Genomic DNA, 18,340 nt, shown 5'->3' with positions numbered 1-18,340 from the left:
GGGTGGGTGCGTCGGTGCGTTGGTGGGTGGATGCGTGGGCCGGCCGGCGCGTGGCCCGCCGGCTCGTCGGGCCGTGGCGGCGTGGCGGCCCCTGGGCCTCGTCGGCGCATGGGCCCGTCGGCACGTCGGCGCGGAATCCGATGGACCGTCACGCATAGTGCGACCAGAGCATGATCACCGGATTCGTCCCGGTACGTCACCTAAGGAGCGCGCCGTGCCCCCTGCCCAGGCCCCCACCCCGGACCGGCCGGACACCCCCGCCACTCCCGCTCCGCCGCACCGGCCCACCCGGCGCGGACTGCTCCTCGCGCTCGCGGGCGCGACCGCCCTCACCCTCGCCCCGCCCGGTCGCCCCGCTTCCGCGCGAGCCGCGTCCCGGCGCCCGGCCGGAGGACCCACCGGCCCCGGCCCGGCCCGGGTCGAGGAACTCCTCGCGCAGCTCACGCTCGACGAGAAGACCGCCCTGCTGCACGGCACCGCCGACCCCGAACGGCTCGGCCAGGCCGGCTACGTCCCCGGCGTGCCCCGGCTCGGCATCCCGCCGCTGCGGCTCGCCGACGGCCCCGCCGGCGTCCGGCTCCCCAGGACCGCCACCGCGCTGCCCGCGCCCGTGATGCTCGCCGCCGCCTTCGACCCCGCACTCGCCCGCGCCTACGGCCGGGTCATCGGCCACGAGGGCCGCGCCCTCGGCCAGGACGTGCTGCTCTCGCCCATGGTGAACCTCATCCGCACCCCGTACGCAGGCCGCAACTTCGAGACCTTCTCCGAGGACCCGCTGCTCTCCGCCGACCTCGTCGCCGAGGAGATCCGCGGCATCCAGGCGGAAGGGCTCATCGCCACCGTCAAGCACCTCGCGCTCAACAACCAGGAACGCGACCGCCTCTCCGTCGACGTCCGGGCCGACGAACAGACCCGGCACGAGACCGAACTGCGCGGATTCGAGGCCGCCGTGGCCGCCGGCGTGGGCTCCGTCATGGCCGCGTACAACAAGGTCGACGGCGTGCACTCCACCGAGAGCCGGGACCTGCTGACCGACGTCCTGCGCGACCGGTGGGGATTCGACGGCTGGGTCATGAGCGACTGGGGCGCCGTCCACTCCACCGTGCCCGCGCTCACCGCCGGCTGCGACATGGAGATGCCCCGCGGCCCCCACTTCGGCGCCGCCCTGCGCGCCGCCGTGCGCGACGGCCGGATCGACGAGGCCGCCGTCGACACCGCGGTCCGCCGCGTCCTGACCGTACGGGAGCGCTTTGGGCACCTCGACGCGCCCACCGCCCGGCCCGCGCGCGACGCGGCCGCCGGCGCGCGGCTCGCGCGCGAGGTCGCCGTCGCCGGCGCCACCCTGCTGCGCAACGCGCACCGCACCCTGCCGCTCGCCGGCCCGGCCGCCCGCTCGATCGCCGTGATCGGCCCCACCGGCTCCGTGCCCTTCGCCAGCGGCGGCGGCAGCGCCCACGTCGTGTCCGACGCCGCCGTCAGCCCGCTCGACGCCCTGCGGGCCCGCGCCGGTGCCGACGCCACGGTGACGTACGCGCTCGGCGAGGACATCCACGGCAAGCCGCTGCCCGCCACCGGCGCGACCCTCGAACCCGCCCGCTCCCTCGACGAGGTCGCCGTGGCCGCCGGCGAGACCTGGCGCCACGAGGCCGCCTTCACCACCGCGGCCGACGACGACTGGAGCCTCTTCGTCCACTACACCGGCCGGCGCCCCACCGTCACCCTCGACGGCACCGACCTCTTCCCCGTCGTTCCCGGTGCCACCGAGTTCGCCGGCGGGCTCGGCGGCCGCGCCCCCGACGGACGACACCTGCGCCGCGCCGACCTCCGCCTCGCCGCCGGCGCCCACCGCCTCGCCGTCACCGCCCACGGCGGCACCGGCGGGCAGCGCTTCCGGCTGCGGGCCGCCAACACCGCCACCCGGAGCGCCGACCGGGCCGCCGCCGTCGCAGCGGCCCGGGCCGCAGAGAGCGTGGTCCTCTTCGCCTACGAGGACGCCACCGAGGGCCGCGACCGCACCACGCTCGCGCTGCCCGGCGGCCAGGAGGCCCTCATCGAGGCCGTGACCGCCGCCAACCCCCGTACCACCGTGGTCCTCAACACCTCGTCCGCCGTCACCATGCCCTGGCTGGAGCGCACCGGCGCCGTGCTGCAGATGTACTACCCCGGCCAGGAGGGCGGCCCGGCCACCGCCGCCGTGCTGTTCGGCGACGCCGACCCCGGCGGGCGGCTCACCCAGACCTTCCCGCGCACCGAGGACGCCCACCCCACCGCCGGCGACCCGCGCCGCTACCCCGGTCAGGACGGGATCGAGGAGTACGGCGAGGGCGTCCACGTCGGCCACCGCTGGTACGACGCGGAGGACGTCACCCCGCTCTTCCCGTTCGGCCACGGCCTGTCGTACACCACCTTCCGGTACGAGGCGCTGCGCGTCGTCCCGGCCGCCGGGGGGCTCCTCCACGTGACCTTCAGCGTCCTCAACACCGGCACCCGCACGGGGACCGACGTCGCCCAGGTCTACGCCGGCCCCTCGCCCGACCTCACCGCCCTCGGGATCGACCAGCCCCGCCGGATCCTCGCCGGCTACCGGCGGCTCACCCTCGCCGCCGGCGCCCACCGCCGGATCACCGTCACCGTCGGCGCCCGCACCCTCTCCTCCTGGGACAGCGCCCGGCACGCCTGGGTCCTCGGCACCGGCCGCCGCGAGATCCACGTCGGCCGCTCCTCCCGGAACCTCCCCCTCCGTACCCGGGCCGTCGTTCGCCCTTAGCCGGCGCTCACCGCCGGCGCGGTAGGCTGCCCAGACCCCACCGCCACCCCACCGGAGAGGAACCCGCGTGCACGTCCAGGAATGGCTGGAGACGATCCCCGCGGTCGCCGTCTACGCACTGGTCGGGGTGGTGATCGGCTTGGAGAGCCTGGGCATCCCGCTGCCCGGCGAGATCGTCCTCGTGAGCTCCGCGCTGCTCGCCTCGCAGCACGGCGACATCAACCCGTACGTCCTCGGCACCTGCGCCAGCGTCGGCGCGATCGTCGGCGACTCCATCGGCTACGCCATCGGCCGCAAGGGCGGCCGGCCGCTGCTCGCGAAGCTCGGGAAGAAGTTCCCCAAGCACTTCAGCGAGGCCAACATCGGGCTCGCCGAGCGCTCCTTCGAGAAGTGGGGCATGTGGGCGGTCTTCTTCGGGCGCTTCGTCGCCCTGCTGCGCATCTTCGCCGGCCCGCTCGCCGGCGTCCTGCGCATGCCGTACTGGAAGTTCCTCGTCGCCAACGTCTTCGGCGGCATCCTGTGGGCCGGCGGCACCACGGCCGTCATCTACACCGTGGGCATCGTCGCCGAGGCCTGGCTCAAGCGCTTCTCCTGGCTCGGCCTGGTGATCGCCGTCCTCTTCGGCCTGGTTACCCTGCTGATCCTGAAGAACCGCGCCAAGAAGGCAGCCGCCGGCCGGACCGCCCCCGCGGAGGCGGACCGGTCGGGGGCGGGCGACCGGCCGGCGCCCGCCGTCGCCGACTAGGCGGAGCCGGACGGCTCCTCGCCGAACGCCTCGGCGTGGCCCTTGGCCAGGTGCAGGTACATCTCCGCGTTCAGCCGGATGCCCGCCTGCTCCTCCTCGGTCAGGGGCCGCCGCACCTTCGCGGGCACGCCCGCGACCAGCGAACCCGGCGGCACCTCCATGCCCTGCGGCACCAGCGCCTGCGCGGCGACCAGCGAACCGGCGCCGATCCGGGCCCCGTTGAGGACCGTGGCGCCCATGCCGACCAGGACGTCGTCCTCGATGGTGCAGCCGTGCACGGTCGCGTTGTGACCGATCGTCACCCGCGCCCCGATCCGCACCGGGAAGCCCGGGTCCACGTGCACCGTGCAGTTGTCCTGCACGTTCGCGTCCTCCCCGACCTCGATCGGGCCGCAGTCCGCCCGCAGCACCGCGTGGTACCAGACGCTGGCGCGCGGCCCCAGCGTGACCTCGCCGAGCACCACCGAGGTCGGCGCCGTGAACGCCGTCGGGTCGACCACCGGCTCCTTGCCGCCCACGCCCCTGATCAACGCCCCGGACACGTCCGTCACCTCTGCCATCGTCTCGCTCCTGCTTCGTTCGTCGTTCGTCGGTCGTCCGTCGCGCCTTCCCGCGCAGCGTAGTCCGGGCCCATGACGGACATCACAGCGCACCGCACTGATCAGCGACGACACCGCCGACTACGGTGTCCGGGTGCCCCGGAACCGAAACACGTTCTCTTCCCTGACCGCCTGGCGGCGCCGTGTCGTCGCCCGCGCCCTCCAGGGCGGCTGGCGTCGGATCCAGCAGGCCGGGGCGGTGACCGCCGAGCACCCGGGACGGCTGCGCTTCCGCGCCCTCGGCGAGGGCACCCGGCTCGCGTTCCCGCAGGGCACCGTCTTCGGCGAGCAGTGGATCGAGATCGGCGCCTGCTGCATCATCGCCGAACAGGTCACGCTGACCGCCGGCATGCTGCCGGACCTCGACCTCGGCACCGAGACCGTGCTGACCCTCGGCGACGGCGTCGTCCTCGGCCGGGGCAGCCACGTCATCGCGGACGCGCCGATCAGCATCGGCTCCGACACCTACTGCGGGCCGTACGTCTACATCACCTCGACCAACCACAGTTACGACGACCCCGACGTGCCGATCGGCCGCCAGTGGCCGCGCTCGGAGCCGGTGCGCATCGGACCGGGCTGCTGGCTCGGCACCGGCGCGGTGATACTGCCGGGCGCCCGCCTCGGCCGGAACGTCGTGGTCGCCGCCGGCGCCGTGGTCCGAGGGGAGGTGCCCGACCACGCGGTGGTGGCCGGTGCCCCGGCGAAGGTGGTCCGCTCCTACGACCCCGAGCGCGGCTGGCAGCCCCCGCTGCGCACCCCGGCGCCCCGGCCGCTCCCGGACGGCATCACGTCCGAGCAGATGGCCGCGCTGGCGCGACTCGACGCGGAACAGTTGGAGGGGCTGGCGAACCTGGAGCGCTGAGGGGCGCGTCGCGGTGGGGGCGGGGCTCCGGCCTCAGCGGACGGCGAGGGGTCCGGCGGCCGGTCATGAAGGGTCCCTCATCCGGTGGCGAGCAGCACCGTGCCGACCAGGGCCAGTCCCGCGCCGGCCGCCTGGACCGCGCGCAGCCGCTCCTTGAGGACTCCCCGCGCGGCGAGGGCCGTCACGACCGGGTAGAGCGAGGCGAGGACCGCGGCGACGGTGACCGGGCCGCGCTGCGCGGCCAGCGCGTAGGTGCCGTTGGCGGCGACGTCCGCGAGGCCGACGAAGGCGAGCGCGGGCAGCGAGGCGGCGATCGCCCGCAGGCCGCCGCCGTCCTCGGGCAGGGCCCGGCCGCCGCGCCGTACGGAGACCCACAGGGCCGCCCCGCCGACCGCGACATTGGTGACGCGCTGGACGAACAGCGCGAGGAAGAGCCCGGTCACGGTGGTCGACGCCTCGGAGATCAGGGCCATCACGGCGCCGAAGCCGAAGGCGGCGACCAGGGTGAGCAGCACCGCCTGCCGCTGCACGGGAGCGCCGCGCAGTTCGGGGCCGCCGGCCAGGACCACGCCGAGGACCGCGACGGCGATGCCCGCGAACTGGAGCGGTCCGGGCCGGTCGCCGAGCAGCAGGCCCACGCCGACCGGGACCACCACGCCGAGCGAGCCGAGCGGGGAGACCACGCCCATCGGGCCGAGGGCGAGCGCGCGGTAGAAGGCGAGCATCGCGACCGGGCCGACGACGCCGGCCGCGACCGCGTACCAGAGCCGGGGACCGGCCTCGTCGAAGGCGCCGGTGGAGAGCACCACGGTGCCGAGGACGAGGACGGCGACCGTCTGCGAGACCACGACCACGGTAAGGGCGGGGAAGCGGCGGGTCAGCAGACCGCCGCCGAAGTCGGCGAGCCCCCAGAGCAGGCTGGTGCCCAGGGCGAGCAGCGCCGTCAGTGCGGTCATCGGTGGTGCCTCGCAGTACAGTGCGGTGAACAAGGGAGTGCACCACACCGTAGTGCAGTCTGCTGAACTCTGTCATCCAGGATATTGGACGGTACGTGTCGGACCTCGACCAGCTCACCCAGTCGCTCGCCCGCAACCTGAGGCGCTGGCGCAACGAGCGCGGCTTCACCCTGGACGCGCTCGCCGCCCGGGCCGGAGTCAGCCGCGGCATGATCATCCAGATCGAGCAGGCCCGCACCAACCCCAGCGTCGGCACCACGGTCAAGCTCGCCGACGCCCTCGGCGTCTCGATCACCACCCTGCTCGACTACGAACAGGGCCCGCACGTCCGGCTCGTGCCCCCGGAGCAGGCCGTCCGCATGTGGTCCACCTCCACCGGCAGCCACACCACCCTGCTGGCCGGCACCGAGGCCCGCGGCCCGCTGGAGCTGTGGCACTGGACCCTCATGCCCGGGGACGGCAGCGCCTCCGACCCGCACCCCGACGGCACCACCGAGCTCCTGCACGTCACCGCCGGCACCCTCACCCTCGAAGTGGACGGCGCCGACCACCTCCTCCCGGCCGGCACCTCCGCCGTCTTCGAGAGCAACGTGCCGCACGCCTACCGCAACGAGGGCACCGAGACCGTCGAGATGACCATGGCCGTCTCGATCCCGCCCGTACGCTGAGACGAACGGCCGCTTCCCGGCCCGCACTTGTTACGGTGCCGGGCATGCGCGCTCCGATCGGTGACTTCGACGACGTCCGCCCCGCCCCCGACTGCCTCGACCTGCTGACCGCCCCCGTCGCCGCGGCGGTCCGCACCTGGTCCGGCGCCGTGCCGGCCGACCAGCTGCTGTACGTGGACACGGACCCGGACGTGGCGGACACGTCCGTCTTCGTCGAGCACTACGGCCGGCGCCTCCTGGACGAGTCCGCGAACTGCGTGATCGTCGCGGGCAAGCGGGGCGAGACCACCACCCTGGCCGCCTGCGTGGTCCGCTCCGCCACCCGCATCGACGTCAACGGCGTGGTCCGCAAGGAACTCGGCTCCCGCAAGGTGCGCTTCGCGCCCATGGAGACCGCCACCGGCGACACCGGCATGGAATACGGCGGCATCACCCCCATCGGCCTCCCGGCCGCTTGGCCGGTCCTGGTCGACGCCACCGTGGTCGACACCCCGTGGGTGCTGATCGGCAGCGGCCGCCGCCGCGGCAAGCTCATCGTCCCCGGCAAGGCCTTCGCCGACCTCCCCGGCGCCGTCGTCCTGGAAGGCCTCGGCACCGAGGGCTGACCCCGGCCGCCCGATCGCGGTCGGCGGCCCCGAGGCGAACCCGCACGCCCCGGAGCCGCCGCACGCCCCGGATCAGCGCCCGAGCTTCGGAATCTCGATCGCCGGACAGCGGTGCATCACCATGTCGAGCCCGGCCGCCCGGGTCCGCTCGTACGCCGCCTCGTCGATCACGTCGAGCTGGAACCACACGGCCTTGGCCCCGATCTCCACCGCCTGGTCCGCGACCGCACCGGCCAGCTCGCTGTTCACGAACACGTCGACCACGTCCACCGGGAACGGAATCTCCGCCAGCGACGCGTACCCCTGCTCCCCGTGCACCGTCTCCGCCTTCGGATGCACCGGCACGATCCGCTTCCCGAACCGCTGCAGCACCTCGGCCACCCCGTACGCCGCCCGCATCCGGTTGTTGGACAGCCCCACCACCGCCCAGGTGTCGCCGGTCTCGGTGAGGATGCGGCGCACGGTCTCCGCCTCGGTGGTCATGGACTCGACGCTCATCACACACTGCCCTTCCGCGAAACGATCGGTCGTCGATGGTGAACGCCCCGTGACCCTCGGTCATTCCCGGGCGGCCGGCGGATCCGCCGTGGCCGGGAAGCCGGGCGCGGGCGCATAGGGTGGCGGGATGCAGGAGCAGTACCGCACGCTCGCCGGCGAGGGCGTTCACGAGTCCGAGATCAACCGATCGCGCTTCATCTGCGCGCTCGCGCCCGTCGCCACCGAGGCCGAGGCCCAGGAGTTCGTCGCCCGGATCCGGCGCGAGCACCCCACCGCCACGCACAACTGCTTCGCGTACGTCATCGGCGCCGACGCCTCCGTGCAGAAGGCGTCCGACGACGGGGAACCCGGCGGCACCGCCGGGGTGCCCATGCTCCAGATGCTGCTGCGCCGCGAGATGCGGTACGTCGCCGCCGTCGTCACCCGCTACTACGGGGGCGTCAAGCTCGGCGCCGGCGGGCTGATCCGCGCCTACGGGGGAGTGGTCGGCGAGGCCCTGGACGCCCTCGGCACCGTCACCCGGCGCCGCTACCGGCTCGCCACCGTGACCGTCGACCACCAGCGGGCCGGGAAGCTGCAGAACGACCTGCGGGCCACCGGGATCGCGGTGCGCGAGGTCGGGTACGGAGCCGCCGTGACCATCGGCATCGGGCTGCCCGACTCCGATGTGACCCGTTTCACGGCCTGGCTCGCCGACGTGACGGCCGGCACCGCCGGCTTCGAACTCGGCGGCGAGGCGTACGGCGAGGCGTCCGGCGATGAGTGACGCCGGACCGAACCCCGCCACCGCTGTCACACCCCACCGATACGCTCAGGGATCATGAGGCTTCTGCACACGTCGGACTGGCACCTGGGACGCTCGTTCCACCGGGTCGCCCTGCTCGACGCCCAGGCCGCGTTCCTCGACCACCTGGTGGCCACGGTGCGCGAGCGCGAGGTGGACGCGGTGCTCGTCGCCGGCGACGTCTACGACCGCGCCGTGCCCCCGCTCACCGCCGTCGCGCTCTTCGACACCGCCCTGCACCGGCTCGCCGACGCCGGCGTGCCCACCGTCATGATCTCCGGCAACCACGACTCGGGCCGCCGCCTCGGCGTCGGCGCCGGCCTCATCGAGCGCGCCGGCATCCACCTGCGCACCGACCCCGCCGGCGTCGGCACCCCCGTGCTGCTCGCCGACGCCCACGGCGACGTCGCCCTCTACGGCCTGCCCTACCTCGAACCGGCCCTGGTCCGCGAGCAGTTCGGCGCCGCCAAGGCCGGCCACGAGGCGGTCCTGGGCGCCGCCATGGACCGGGTCCGCGCCGACCTCGCCACCCGCCCCGCCGGCACCCGCTCCGTCGTCCTCGCCCACGCCTTCGTCGCCGGCGGCGAGCCCAGCGACAGCGAGCGCGACATCACCGTCGGCGGCGTCGCCGCCGTCCCCGCCGGAGTCTTCGACGGCGTCGACTACGTGGCCCTCGGCCACCTCCACGGCAGCCAGACCCTCACCGAGCGGGTGCGCTACTCCGGCTCCCCACTCGCCTACTCCTTCTCCGAGACCGACCACCGCAAGACCATGTGGCTGATCGACCTCGGCGCCGACGGCGCCATCGACACGGCCGAGCGGATCGACTGCCCCGTACCGCGCCCGCTCGCCCGGATCCGCGGCCGGCTCGACGACCTCCTCGCCGACCCCGGCCTCGCCCGCCACGAGGACTCCTGGATCGAGGCCACCCTCACCGATGCCGTGCGGCCCGCCGAACCGATGGCCCGGCTCGCCGAGCGCTTCCCGCACACCCTCCACCTCGTCTTCGACCCCGAGCGCGGCGAGGACGACCCCGCCCTCTCCTACGCCGGCCGGCTGCGCGACCGGAGCGACCAGCAGATCGCCGAGGACTTCGTGGCCCACGTACGCGGCGGCGCCGGCCCCGACAGCGCCGAACGCGACGTGCTGCACGGCGCCTTCGACGACGTCCGGGTCGACGCGGCCCGCCACGAGCGCGAGGTGACCCGGTGAGACTCCACCGCCTCGTCGTCACCGCCTTCGGCCCCTTCGGCACCCCGCAGGAGATCGACTTCGACAGCCTCTCCTCGGCCGGCCTCTTCCTGCTCCACGGCCCCACCGGCGCCGGCAAGACCTCCGTCCTCGACGCCGTCTGCTTCGCGCTGTACGGCTCCGTCCCCGGCGCCCGCCAGAGCCCCGGCACCGTGCTGCGCAGCGACCACGCCGCCGCCGGCACCCCCACCGAGGTCACCCTCGAACTCACCGTGGGCGAGCGGCGCCTGGAGATCACCCGGCGGCCCGCCCAGCAGCGCCCCAAGCGGCGCGGCACCGGCTTCACCACCGAGAAGGCCCTGAGCCGGCTGCGCGAGTACGACGCCGGGAGCGGCGAGTGGCGCGCGCTCAGCCGCTCCCACCAGGAGATCGGCGAGGAGATCACCCAGCTCCTCGGCATGAGCCGCGACCAGTTCTGCCAGGTCGTGCTGCTGCCCCAGGGCGACTTCGCGCGCTTCCTGCGCGCCGACGCCGAGGCCCGCGGCAAGCTCCTCGGCCGGCTCTTCGACACCCGGCGCTTCGCCGCCGTCGAGGACCGGCTCGCCGAGCTGCGCAAGGCCGCCGAGCGGGAGGTCGCCGCCGGCGACGAACGCCTCCTCGCGCTCGCCCACCGGATGGCCGAGGCCGCCGGCGCCGGATCGCCCGCGGCCGCGCCCGTCGAGGAGCGCCCAGGCGAGCCCGGCCTCGCCGAGGCCGTCCAGACCCGCGCCGCGCTCGCCCGCAGCGAGGCCCGCGAGACCCTCGACATCGCCCGGCTCCGGCTCGCCGCCGCCGAGGAGCGCCAGGCCCGGGCCCGCGCCGCCCTCGACGCGGCCCGCGAGCTCGCCGACCGCCAGGCCCGGCACGCCGACGCGCTGCGCCGGCAGGAGGAACTGGCCGCCCGCCGCCCCGAGTGCGAGCGCTGGCAGCAGGCCCTCGACCGCTCCCTCAAGGCCGACCGGGTTGCCCCCGCGCTCGCCCTGCGCGAGGACGCCGAGCGTGCCCACCGGGCGGCCGACGCCGCCCGCGACCGGGCCCGCGCGGTCCTCCACCCCGACTACGCCGAGGCCGGCGCCGAACAGCTGTCCGCCGTCGAGCGGCGGCTGCGCGAGGAGCTCGGCGCCCTGGAGGCGGCCCGCCGGGCCGAACAGCGCGGCGCCGAACTCGCCGCCGAGCGCGCCGCCCTGGACCGCGAGGCCCGCGCCGACGAGGAATTCCTCCAGGACGCCGCGGCCTGGCTGGCCGGCTGGGAGACCCGCCGCGCCGAGCTGAGGCGGCACGTCGAGGCGGCCCAGGAGGCCACCGCCCGCGCCGAACAGCTCGCCGGCCGCCTCGAACCGGCCCGCCGCCGCCTCGCCGCCGCCCGCCGCCGCGACGCCCTCGCCGCCGACCTCGCCACCGCCCGCGAGCGCCTCACCACCGCCCGCGAGCGGCGCAACGAGGCCCACGAACACTGGCTCGACGTCAAGTCCCGCCGCCTGCGCGGCATCGCCGCCGAACTCGCCGCCGCCCTCACCCCCGGCGCCCCCTGCCAGGTCTGCGGCTCCGCCACCCACCCCGCCCCGGCCCGCACCACCGCCGACCACGTCGACCGCACCGCCGAGGACGCCGCCTACGCCGCCTACACCCGCGCCGACGAGGCCCGCACGGCCGCGGAGACGGGCGTCGCCGCGACCACGGAGGCCTGGGAGGCGGCCCGCCAGGAGGCCCGCGCGAGCGACCCGGCCGCCGCCGGGCCGGCCCCGGTGGGGGACCCGGCCGCCGACGCCGCCGGAGCGGCTACGCCCCCCGACCCCGCCGTCGAGGAGCTCGCGCGGCTCGTCGACGAGTTGGCCCGGGCGCACGGCGAGGCGCACGCGCTCGCCGGGCAGACGCATGCCGCGCGCGAGGCGTTGGCGGCGGCCGAGCGGGAGTACGAGGAGCGGGTGGCCGCGCAGCGGGAGACCGAGCGGCGGGTGGCCGCGCGGATGTCGCGGCGGGAGGCGTTGGAGCGGCAGCAGGCGGAGCTGGAGGCCGAAGTGGCGGCCTCGCGGGGGGAGTCGGGCAGTGTGGCGGAGTACGCCACGCTGCTGGAGCGGCGGATCGCGCTGCTCACCGGGGCCGCCGAGGCGGTGCGGACCGCCGAGACGGCCGCGCGGGCACTGAAGGAGGCGGACGACCGGCTCGCCGACGCCGCCTTCCGGGCGGGCTTCGCGACCCCTGCGGAGGCCGCCGCCGCGCTCCTGGACGAGCCGGCCCGGCGCGGGTTGCAGCAGCGGGTCGACGCCTGGCGGTCGGAGGCGGCGGTCGTCGCCGACCGGCTGGGCGAGGAGGCCACCGCGGCCGCCGCCGCGCTGCCGCCCGCCGACCCGGAGGCGGCCGGCGCCGCGCACACCCGCGCCGAGCGCGCGCTGCGCGAGGCCGCCGCCGCGCTCTCCGCCGTAACGGAGCGGTGCGAGGCCCTGGACCGGCTGTCCGGTCTGGCCGACGCGGAGGTGCGCCGGCTCGGGCCGCTGCGCGAGGAGTACGAGCGGGTGGCGCGGCTCGCCGCGCTCACCGCCGGCACCTCCGCCGAGAACGAGCGCAGGATGCGCCTGGAGTCGTACGTGCTCGCGGCTCGCCTCGAGCAGGTCGCGGCCGCCGCCACGGCCCGGCTGCAGCGGATGTCCTCCGGGCGCTACACGCTGGTGCACTCCGACGCCCGCAGCGGCGGCCGGCGGTCCGGTCTCGGCCTGCACGTGGTGGACGCCTGGACGGGCAACGAGCGGGACACCGCCACGCTCTCCGGCGGCGAGACCTTCTTCGCCTCCCTGGCCCTGGCGCTCGGCCTCGCCGACGTCGTCACCGACGAGGCCGGCGGGGTCCGCCTGGACACCCTCTTCATCGACGAGGGCTTCGGCAGCCTGGACGACCAGACCCTGGACGAGGTGCTCGACGTCCTGGACTCGCTCCGTGAGCGGGACCGCAGCGTCGGCATCGTCAGCCACGTCGGCGACCTGCGCCGCCGCATCCCGGCCCAGCTGGAGGTGGTGAAGGCCCGGCACGGTTCCGCGGTCCGCCTGCGCACCGGCGGCGAGGCGCTGGGGGAGGCGCTCAGCGGCTGATCGGGCGGCGCGGCAGCGGTGAGGAGTAGACGACGCTCGTCGTGACCGAGCCGAGCGCGCCGATCTTCCCGGAGACCTCCTCCAGGTGCCGCATCGACCGGGCGGCGACCTTCAGGACGAAGCAGTCGTCGCCCGTGACGTGGTGCGCCTCCAGGACCTCGGGCGTGGCGGCGATCAGATCGTGGAAGGGCTTGTAGTTGCCGTTGGGGTAGCGCAGCCGGACGAAGGCGAGGATGGGCAGGCCGAGCCGCTCCTGGTCGATGATCGCCGTGTAGCCGGCGATCACCCCCGCCTCCTCCAGGCGCCGTACGCGTTCGGTCACGGCCGAGGCGGACATGGACACCGCCCGGGCGAGTTCGGCGAAGCTGGCCCGGCCCTGGGTCTGGAGGGCGTCGAGGATCCGCCAGTCCGTGGCGTCCGGGGTGTATCCGCTGGTCATGGGCGTGACCTTGCAGAAAAACCCCCGGGAGTTCAAGTCTTCCCGGGGGTTTCTCACAGTCCGGCCCCCCGCAGCCCCGGCCGCCCCGCAGCCCCGGCCGCCCGGGTGCTCAGAGCCGGGAGATCTCGTCCACCAGGTCGTCCAGGCCCAGCGGCCCCTGCGACAGGGCCGCCATGTGCCAGGCCTTCGCGTCGAACGCGTCGCCGTGCTTGGCGCGGGCGTTGGCCCGGCCGAGCAGCCAGGCCCGCTCGCCCAGCTTGTAGCCGATGGCCTGGGCCGGCACCGACAGATAGCGGGTCATCTCGCTCTCCACGAAGGCCGGCGGCCGGCTGCTGTGCCGCTGGAAGAACTCCTGGGCGAGCGCCGGGGTCCACCGCTCGCCCGGGTGGAAGGTCGAGTCCGCCGGGATCTCCAGGCCCAGGTGCATGCCGATGTCCACGATCACCCGGCAGGCCCGCATCATCTGCCCGTCGAGATAGCCGAGCCGCTTCTCCGGGTCGCCGAGGAAGCCCAGCTCGTCCATCAGGCGCTCCGCGTAGAGCGCCCAGCCCTCGGTGTTGGCGCTGACCTTGCCGATCGTCGCCTGGTAGCGGGACAGCCGGTCGGCGACGTGCACCCACTGGGCGATCTGCAGGTGGTGGCCGGGCACGCCCTCGTGGTACCAGGTCGACACCAGATCGTAGACCGGGAAGCGGTGCTGCCCGTCGACCGGCAGCCAGGTGCGGCCGGGGCGCGCGAAGTCCTCCGAGGGGCCGGTGTAGTAAGGGGCGGCGGCGCCGCCCGGCGGGGCGATCCGGGACTCCACCCGCCGGACCCGCTCGGCGAGTTCGAAGTGCGTGCCGTCCAGCGCCTCGATCGCCTCGTCCATCAGGCCCTGCAGCCAGTCCCGTACCGCGTCCACGCCCTCGATGTGCGCCCCGTGCACGTCGAGGTGGGCCAGTGCCTCCCACGGGTCGGAGCCGGGCAGGATCCGGTCCGCTTCGTGACGCATCTCGCCGAGCAGGCGGTGGTATTCGGACCAGCCGTACGCGTACGCCTGGTCGAGGTCCAGGTCGGTGCCGTTGAAGAAGCGCGCCCAGCGGCGGTAGCGCTCGCGGCCCACGGTGTCAGGCGCGTCGGCGACCGCCGGGCCGTAGACGTCGCGCATCCAGTCCCGCAGCGCCAGCACGGCGGCGTCGGCGCCGGAGCCGGCCGCCGTCAGCTCGGCCCGCAGGGCGTCCGGCAGGACGCCCTCGCCGAGCGCCGCGTCCGCGCCGGCGGCGAGGCCCGCGAACCAGCCGCGCGGCGCGCCGTCCGGGCCGGTGCCGCCGCCGGCCGCCCACTCGGTGAGCTGCCCGACGAAGGTGGCCGTGGCCCGCGGCCCGCCCCGCATGCCGCGTTCGAGGCCCAGCGCGAGCGAGGCGCGGTAGCCCTCCAGGGCCGCCGGCACGGCGCGCAGCCGGGCCGCGACGGCCGTCCAGTCGTCGACGGTCGCCGTCGGCAGCATGGTGAAGGAGAGGCGCACGCTGTGCGCGGGCGAGCGCAGATTGCTGACCGCGCACAGGCCCTCGTCGGCCTCGTGCACGAGGAGCTGGGCGGTCAGCCGCTCGCGCAGCAGCCGGCCGCAGCGCCGCTCCGCCTCGTCCTCGGCGCCGTCCTGCCGCTCCGCCGCGTCGAGCCGTTCGAGCGTGCGCCGCGCGAGGTCGGCGACGGCCTCCTGGCCGGCGGGGGAGAAGTCGGGGAGGCGCCCCGCGCTCTCGCGGACTCCCAGGAAGGTGCCGGTGATCGGGTCGAGTTCGATGAGCGCGTCGACGTAGTCGTCGGCGACCTGGCGGGGGAGCGCGGTGCTGGAAGACTCTGGCATGGGCCAATCCTGGCCCGTACGGGGCGTCCGCGTCACCCTCGTTCGATCTCGGTCGGCGACAACTGAGCGCCCGGGACCGGTGGAAGCAGCGGTCCGCACTCCCACTGCTGGAAGATCAGGCGGGTTTCCACCCGGGCCACCTCGCGCCGTGAGGTGAACGCGTCCAGCACGAGTCGCTGCAGGTCAGCGGGGTCGGCGACGGCCACGTGGACCAAGTAGTCGTCGGGGCCGGTGAGATGGAACAGAGCCCGGGACTCCGGCAGGGCGCGCACCCGCTCGACGAACGGGCCGATGAGTTCGCGTCGGTGCGGGCGCACCTGGACGAGCAGCAGGGCTTCGAGGCCACGGCCGAGTTTGGCCGGATTCAGCTGTAGGCGGTGTCCGAGGATCACGCCGCTGCGGCGCAGCCGGGCCACCCGGTCCAGGCAGGTGGACGGAGCCACCCCCACCTCGGCGGCGAGCTCCCGGTAGGTGCTCCGGGCGTCGTTCTGCAACAGGCGAAGAATGTGCAGATCGACCGGGTCCAGTACGACAGAATCGGCCATTGGCCGAACGTAGCACGGCGATTTCCCGCTACCCACCGGTATTCGTTCACAGTGCGCCGCATGGACATGACCAGGAACGCCCACGCGTCCTCCGCCGCGTCCGCCCCCACCCGGGCGCTCGCCACCGAAGCCGTGCACGCCGGCCGCGACGACCTCGCCGAGCTCGGTCTGCACGCCCCGCCGCTCGATCTGTCCACCACCTATCCGTCCCGCGACGCCCGGGCCGAGGCCGCCCGGATCGACGAGTTCGCCACCACCGGCGTCCTCCCGGACGGCCCGCCGGTCTACGCCCGCCTGGACAACCCCACCACCGCGCGCTTCGAGACCGCCCTCGCCCGCCTGGAGGGCACCGACTCCGCGGTGGCCTTCGCCAGCGGCATGGCGGCGCTCAGCGCCGTCCTGCTGGCCCGCGCGAGCCAGGGCCTGCGGCACGTCGTGGCGGTCCGCCCGCTCTACGGCTGCAGCGACCACCTCCTCAACGCCGGACTGCTCGGCACCGAGGTCACCTGGACCGACCCGGCCGGCGTCGCCGACGCCATCCGGCCCGACACCGGCCTGGTCATGGTCGAGACGCCCGCCAACCCGACCCTCGCCGAGGTCGACGTCCGGGCCCTGGCCCACTCCTGCGGCGAGGTGCCGCTGCTGGTCGACAACACCTTCGCCACCCCGGTGCTCCAGCGGCCCGCCGAGCTCGGGGCGCGGATCGTGCTGCACAGCGCCACCAAGTACCTCGGCGGCCACGGCGACGTCATGGGTGGTGTCGTCGCCTGCGACGAGGGCTTCGCCCGCACCCTGCGCCAGGTGCGCTTCGCCACCGGCGGCGTGCTGCACCCGCTCGCCGGCTATCTGCTGCTGCGCGGCCTCTCCACGCTGCCGGTGCGGGTCCGGGCCGCCTCGGAGACCGCCGCCGAACTGGTCCGCCGGCTCGCCGCCGACCCGCGGGTGGCGCGCGTGCACTATCCGCGGATCGGCGGCGCGATGATCGCCTTCGAGGTGCACGGCGACCCGCACGACGTGATCGGCGCCGTGCGGCTCGTCACCCCGGCGGTCAGCCTCGGCAGCGTCGACTCGCTCATCCAGCACCCGGCCTCGATCAGCCACCGGATCGTCGACCCCTCGGACCGGCGCACCGGCGGCATCGACGACCGGCTGCTGCGCATGTCCGTGGGCCTGGAGGACGTCGAGGACCTGTGGCAGGACCTCGACCGGGCGCTCAGCGCCGGGCCCGCCACCGGCTCGCGGCGTCCACGGGACCCGGAGCGGGCCGGAGCGTAGCCGCGTCGGCCTCCGTGCGGGCGCCGTCGGCCTCCGTACGGGCGCCGGCCGGGCGTCCGGCGAGGCGGGCGGTGATCACCAGGGTGCCCTCCTCGATCTGGTAGTCGAGGGGCAGGTTCAGCCCGCGCATGGCGGCCACCATGCCGGTGTTGGAGGACTGGGTCACCGCGTAGACGCTGTCGCAGCCGGCCTCCTCGGCCAGCGCCACCAGGCGCCCGAGGAGCTCGGAGCCGATGCCCCGCCGCTGCCACTCGTCCTCGACGAGCAGCGCGACCTCGGTCTCGTCGCCGTCCCACAGCAGATGGCCGAGGGCGACGACCCGGCCGGAGGCCGTCTGCACGGCCAGGGTGCGCCCGAAGCGCGGGCTCAGCAGGTGGTCGAGATAGCGGTCGGCGTCGCCGACCGGGCCGTGGTAGCGCAGCGCCAGGGTCCGGTCGGAGCAGCGGTCGTGCATCGCCCGCGCGGCGGCCAGGTCGCGCTGGTCGGCGCGGCGGACGGTGATGTCGTTGCCCTCGGGCAGGGTCAGCACGTCCCGGCCGCGCGGCAGCCGCGGCCCGAGCCGGGCGTCGAGCTCCACCAGGGCCCGGGCCCGGGCGAACTCGGTGGGCGTGAACGGCAGATAGGGGCGCTCGATCACCAGCGTCCCGCCGTTCGGGTCGCGCAGCCGCATCGAGGTCTCCTCCAGGACCCCCTCCACGGGAGCCTGTTCACCGGTCGGACGGCCGCTGAGGGAGACCGCCGGCACGGAGCGCAGGGTGCAGCGGCCGAGCAGCCGCCGCAGCGCCAGCGGGAGTTCGGCCGCGTCGAGCGCGGTGCGGGTGGCCAGGCCCAGCACCCGGGTCGGGACGTCGACCAGGTCGTGCGCGTCGGCCCGCTCGGTCCAGATGTCGGTGCCGCCGGCCGCGGCGATCTCCCGGGTCAGCACGCCCGCCTCCAGAGCGGCGGGCGCGCGCAGCAGGAACTCGTCCACGGTGCCCACGGCCAGCGGGTGCGTCTGCAGGGTCAGGATGTCGACCCCGTGCCGGGCCAGCACCGCGCACAGCGCGGCCAGGCTGCCCGGGGCGTCGCGGACCGTGGTCCGCAGCCGCCACAGGGTCGTGGCCGTTCCGGCGGAGTCCCCCACGGGGGTGGGGGCACTGCCGGGAACCGCGTCCGGCGGCAGCGGGGCCGACGCCCCGCTGCCGCCGGGATCGTCGGCGGGCGGCGCATGGCTGTGCCGCCGGGCCCACCAGGTGTGGAAGGCGGCCGTGGCGACCAGCGCGATCGCCGAGAACACCAGCAGGTAGGGGCCGTCCGGGCCCTTCACCACGGTCTTGGCGATCGAGTCGGCCACCACCACGGCGGTGAACAGCGCGGCCAGTTCGATGAGGTCGTGCCGCCAGTGGTGGAGGCGGCGGGCGTTGTTCCGGTGTGACATGTCGGGCGTCATGACCTCACTGTG

At 75.3% G+C, this 18,340-nt stretch carries 16 protein-coding genes; 9 read left to right on the top strand and 7 right to left on the bottom strand.

The window, feature by feature from the left end:
* Positions 1-214 precede the first annotated feature (214 nt).
* On the top strand, positions 215-2,767 hold the full coding sequence (locus ACIGW2_RS15950) for a glycoside hydrolase family 3 C-terminal domain-containing protein (RefSeq protein WP_399844028.1): 2,553 nt from the start codon (positions 215-217) through the stop codon (positions 2,765-2,767).
* 67 nt (positions 2,768-2,834) lie between these two features.
* Positions 2,835-3,512, top strand: a complete 678-nt coding sequence (locus tag ACIGW2_RS15945) for a DedA family protein (RefSeq protein WP_399844027.1) — start codon at positions 2,835-2,837, stop codon at positions 3,510-3,512.
* Here the strand turns inward: ACIGW2_RS15945 and ACIGW2_RS15940 are convergent.
* On the bottom strand, positions 3,509-4,072 hold the full coding sequence (locus ACIGW2_RS15940; protein ID WP_361587990.1) for a gamma carbonic anhydrase family protein: 564 nt from the start codon (positions 4,070-4,072) through the stop codon (positions 3,509-3,511). The genes ACIGW2_RS15945 and ACIGW2_RS15940 overlap by 4 nt on opposite strands.
* A gap of 133 nt (positions 4,073-4,205) precedes the next feature.
* Between ACIGW2_RS15940 and ACIGW2_RS15935 the strand changes: the two genes are divergently transcribed.
* Positions 4,206-4,973: an acyltransferase gene (locus ACIGW2_RS15935; protein ID WP_399844025.1), complete on the top strand. Its 768-nt coding sequence runs from the start codon at positions 4,206-4,208 to the stop codon at positions 4,971-4,973.
* A 77-nt stretch (positions 4,974-5,050) separates the two neighbouring features.
* On the opposite strand, the gene ACIGW2_RS15930 is transcribed toward ACIGW2_RS15935, so the two are convergent.
* Positions 5,051-5,920 (bottom strand): EamA family transporter, encoded by an 870-nt coding sequence (locus ACIGW2_RS15930; RefSeq protein WP_391656414.1) that lies wholly within the window; start codon positions 5,918-5,920, stop codon positions 5,051-5,053.
* 104 nt (positions 5,921-6,024) lie between these two features.
* Between ACIGW2_RS15930 and ACIGW2_RS15925 the strand changes: the two genes are divergently transcribed.
* A complete protein-coding gene (locus tag ACIGW2_RS15925; protein ID WP_391656363.1) occupies positions 6,025-6,597 on the top strand; it encodes a helix-turn-helix domain-containing protein in 573 nt (190 codons plus the stop codon).
* A gap of 44 nt (positions 6,598-6,641) precedes the next feature.
* Positions 6,642-7,202: a YbaK/EbsC family protein gene (locus tag ACIGW2_RS15920; protein WP_391656362.1), complete on the top strand. Its 561-nt coding sequence runs from the start codon at positions 6,642-6,644 to the stop codon at positions 7,200-7,202.
* Positions 7,203-7,274: 72 nt separating this feature from the next.
* Here the strand turns inward: ACIGW2_RS15920 and ACIGW2_RS15915 are convergent, their stop codons facing one another.
* Positions 7,275-7,685 carry a CoA-binding protein gene (locus tag ACIGW2_RS15915; protein WP_391656413.1) on the bottom strand — a complete coding sequence of 137 codons (411 nt, stop codon included), beginning with the start codon at positions 7,683-7,685 and terminating at the stop codon, positions 7,275-7,277.
* 142 nt (positions 7,686-7,827) lie between these two features.
* On the opposite strand from ACIGW2_RS15915, the gene ACIGW2_RS15910 reads away from it, so the two are divergent.
* From ACIGW2_RS15910 to ACIGW2_RS15900, 3 genes are read left to right on the top strand one after another with little or no spacing between them, the layout of a single operon-like run.
* Complete coding sequence (locus ACIGW2_RS15910) at positions 7,828-8,466, top strand: YigZ family protein (protein ID WP_391656361.1); 639 nt, start codon at positions 7,828-7,830, stop codon at positions 8,464-8,466.
* Positions 8,467-8,520: 54 nt separating this feature from the next.
* Entirely contained in the window at positions 8,521-9,696 is a 1,176-nt protein-coding gene (locus ACIGW2_RS15905; protein WP_399844024.1) for an exonuclease SbcCD subunit D, read from the top strand.
* Entirely contained in the window at positions 9,693-12,797 is a 3,105-nt protein-coding gene (locus tag ACIGW2_RS15900) for an AAA family ATPase (protein WP_399844023.1), read from the top strand. The genes ACIGW2_RS15905 and ACIGW2_RS15900 overlap by 4 nt, the downstream gene beginning before the upstream one ends.
* Here the strand turns inward: ACIGW2_RS15900 and ACIGW2_RS15895 are convergent.
* The 3 genes from ACIGW2_RS15895 to ACIGW2_RS15885 form a co-directional block, all read right to left on the bottom strand.
* A complete protein-coding gene (locus tag ACIGW2_RS15895; RefSeq protein ID WP_356074544.1) occupies positions 12,787-13,236 on the bottom strand; it encodes an Lrp/AsnC family transcriptional regulator in 450 nt (149 codons plus the stop codon). The two genes, ACIGW2_RS15900 and ACIGW2_RS15895, sit on opposite strands and share 11 nt — an antisense overlap.
* 109 nt (positions 13,237-13,345) lie before the next feature.
* Complete coding sequence (locus ACIGW2_RS15890; protein ID WP_399844021.1) at positions 13,346-15,079, bottom strand: DUF885 domain-containing protein; 1,734 nt, start codon at positions 15,077-15,079, stop codon at positions 13,346-13,348.
* Between the two features lie 32 nt (positions 15,080-15,111).
* Positions 15,112-15,624: an Lrp/AsnC family transcriptional regulator gene (locus ACIGW2_RS15885; RefSeq protein ID WP_361587957.1), complete on the bottom strand. Its 513-nt coding sequence runs from the start codon at positions 15,622-15,624 to the stop codon at positions 15,112-15,114.
* 66 nt (positions 15,625-15,690) lie between these two features.
* Here ACIGW2_RS15885 and ACIGW2_RS15880 point away from each other — a divergent pair, with 66 nt between their 5' ends.
* Positions 15,691-16,899 carry a PLP-dependent transferase gene (locus ACIGW2_RS15880; RefSeq protein ID WP_361588124.1) on the top strand — a complete coding sequence of 403 codons (1,209 nt, stop codon included), beginning with the start codon at positions 15,691-15,693 and terminating at the stop codon, positions 16,897-16,899.
* Here ACIGW2_RS15880 and ACIGW2_RS15875 read toward each other — a convergent pair.
* Positions 16,838-18,328, bottom strand: a complete 1,491-nt coding sequence (locus ACIGW2_RS15875; protein ID WP_399844018.1) for a GNAT family N-acetyltransferase — start codon at positions 18,326-18,328, stop codon at positions 16,838-16,840. The genes ACIGW2_RS15880 and ACIGW2_RS15875 overlap by 62 nt on opposite strands.
* Positions 18,329-18,340 lie beyond the last annotated feature (12 nt).

Origin of the sequence: Streptomyces sp. NPDC053541 (assembly GCF_044544705.1) — a bacterium.
Classification (GTDB): domain Bacteria; phylum Actinomycetota; class Actinomycetes; order Streptomycetales; family Streptomycetaceae; genus Streptomyces.
The sequence above is the reverse complement of the archived record's forward strand: the minus strand, read 5'-3'. Positions and strand labels throughout refer to the sequence as shown.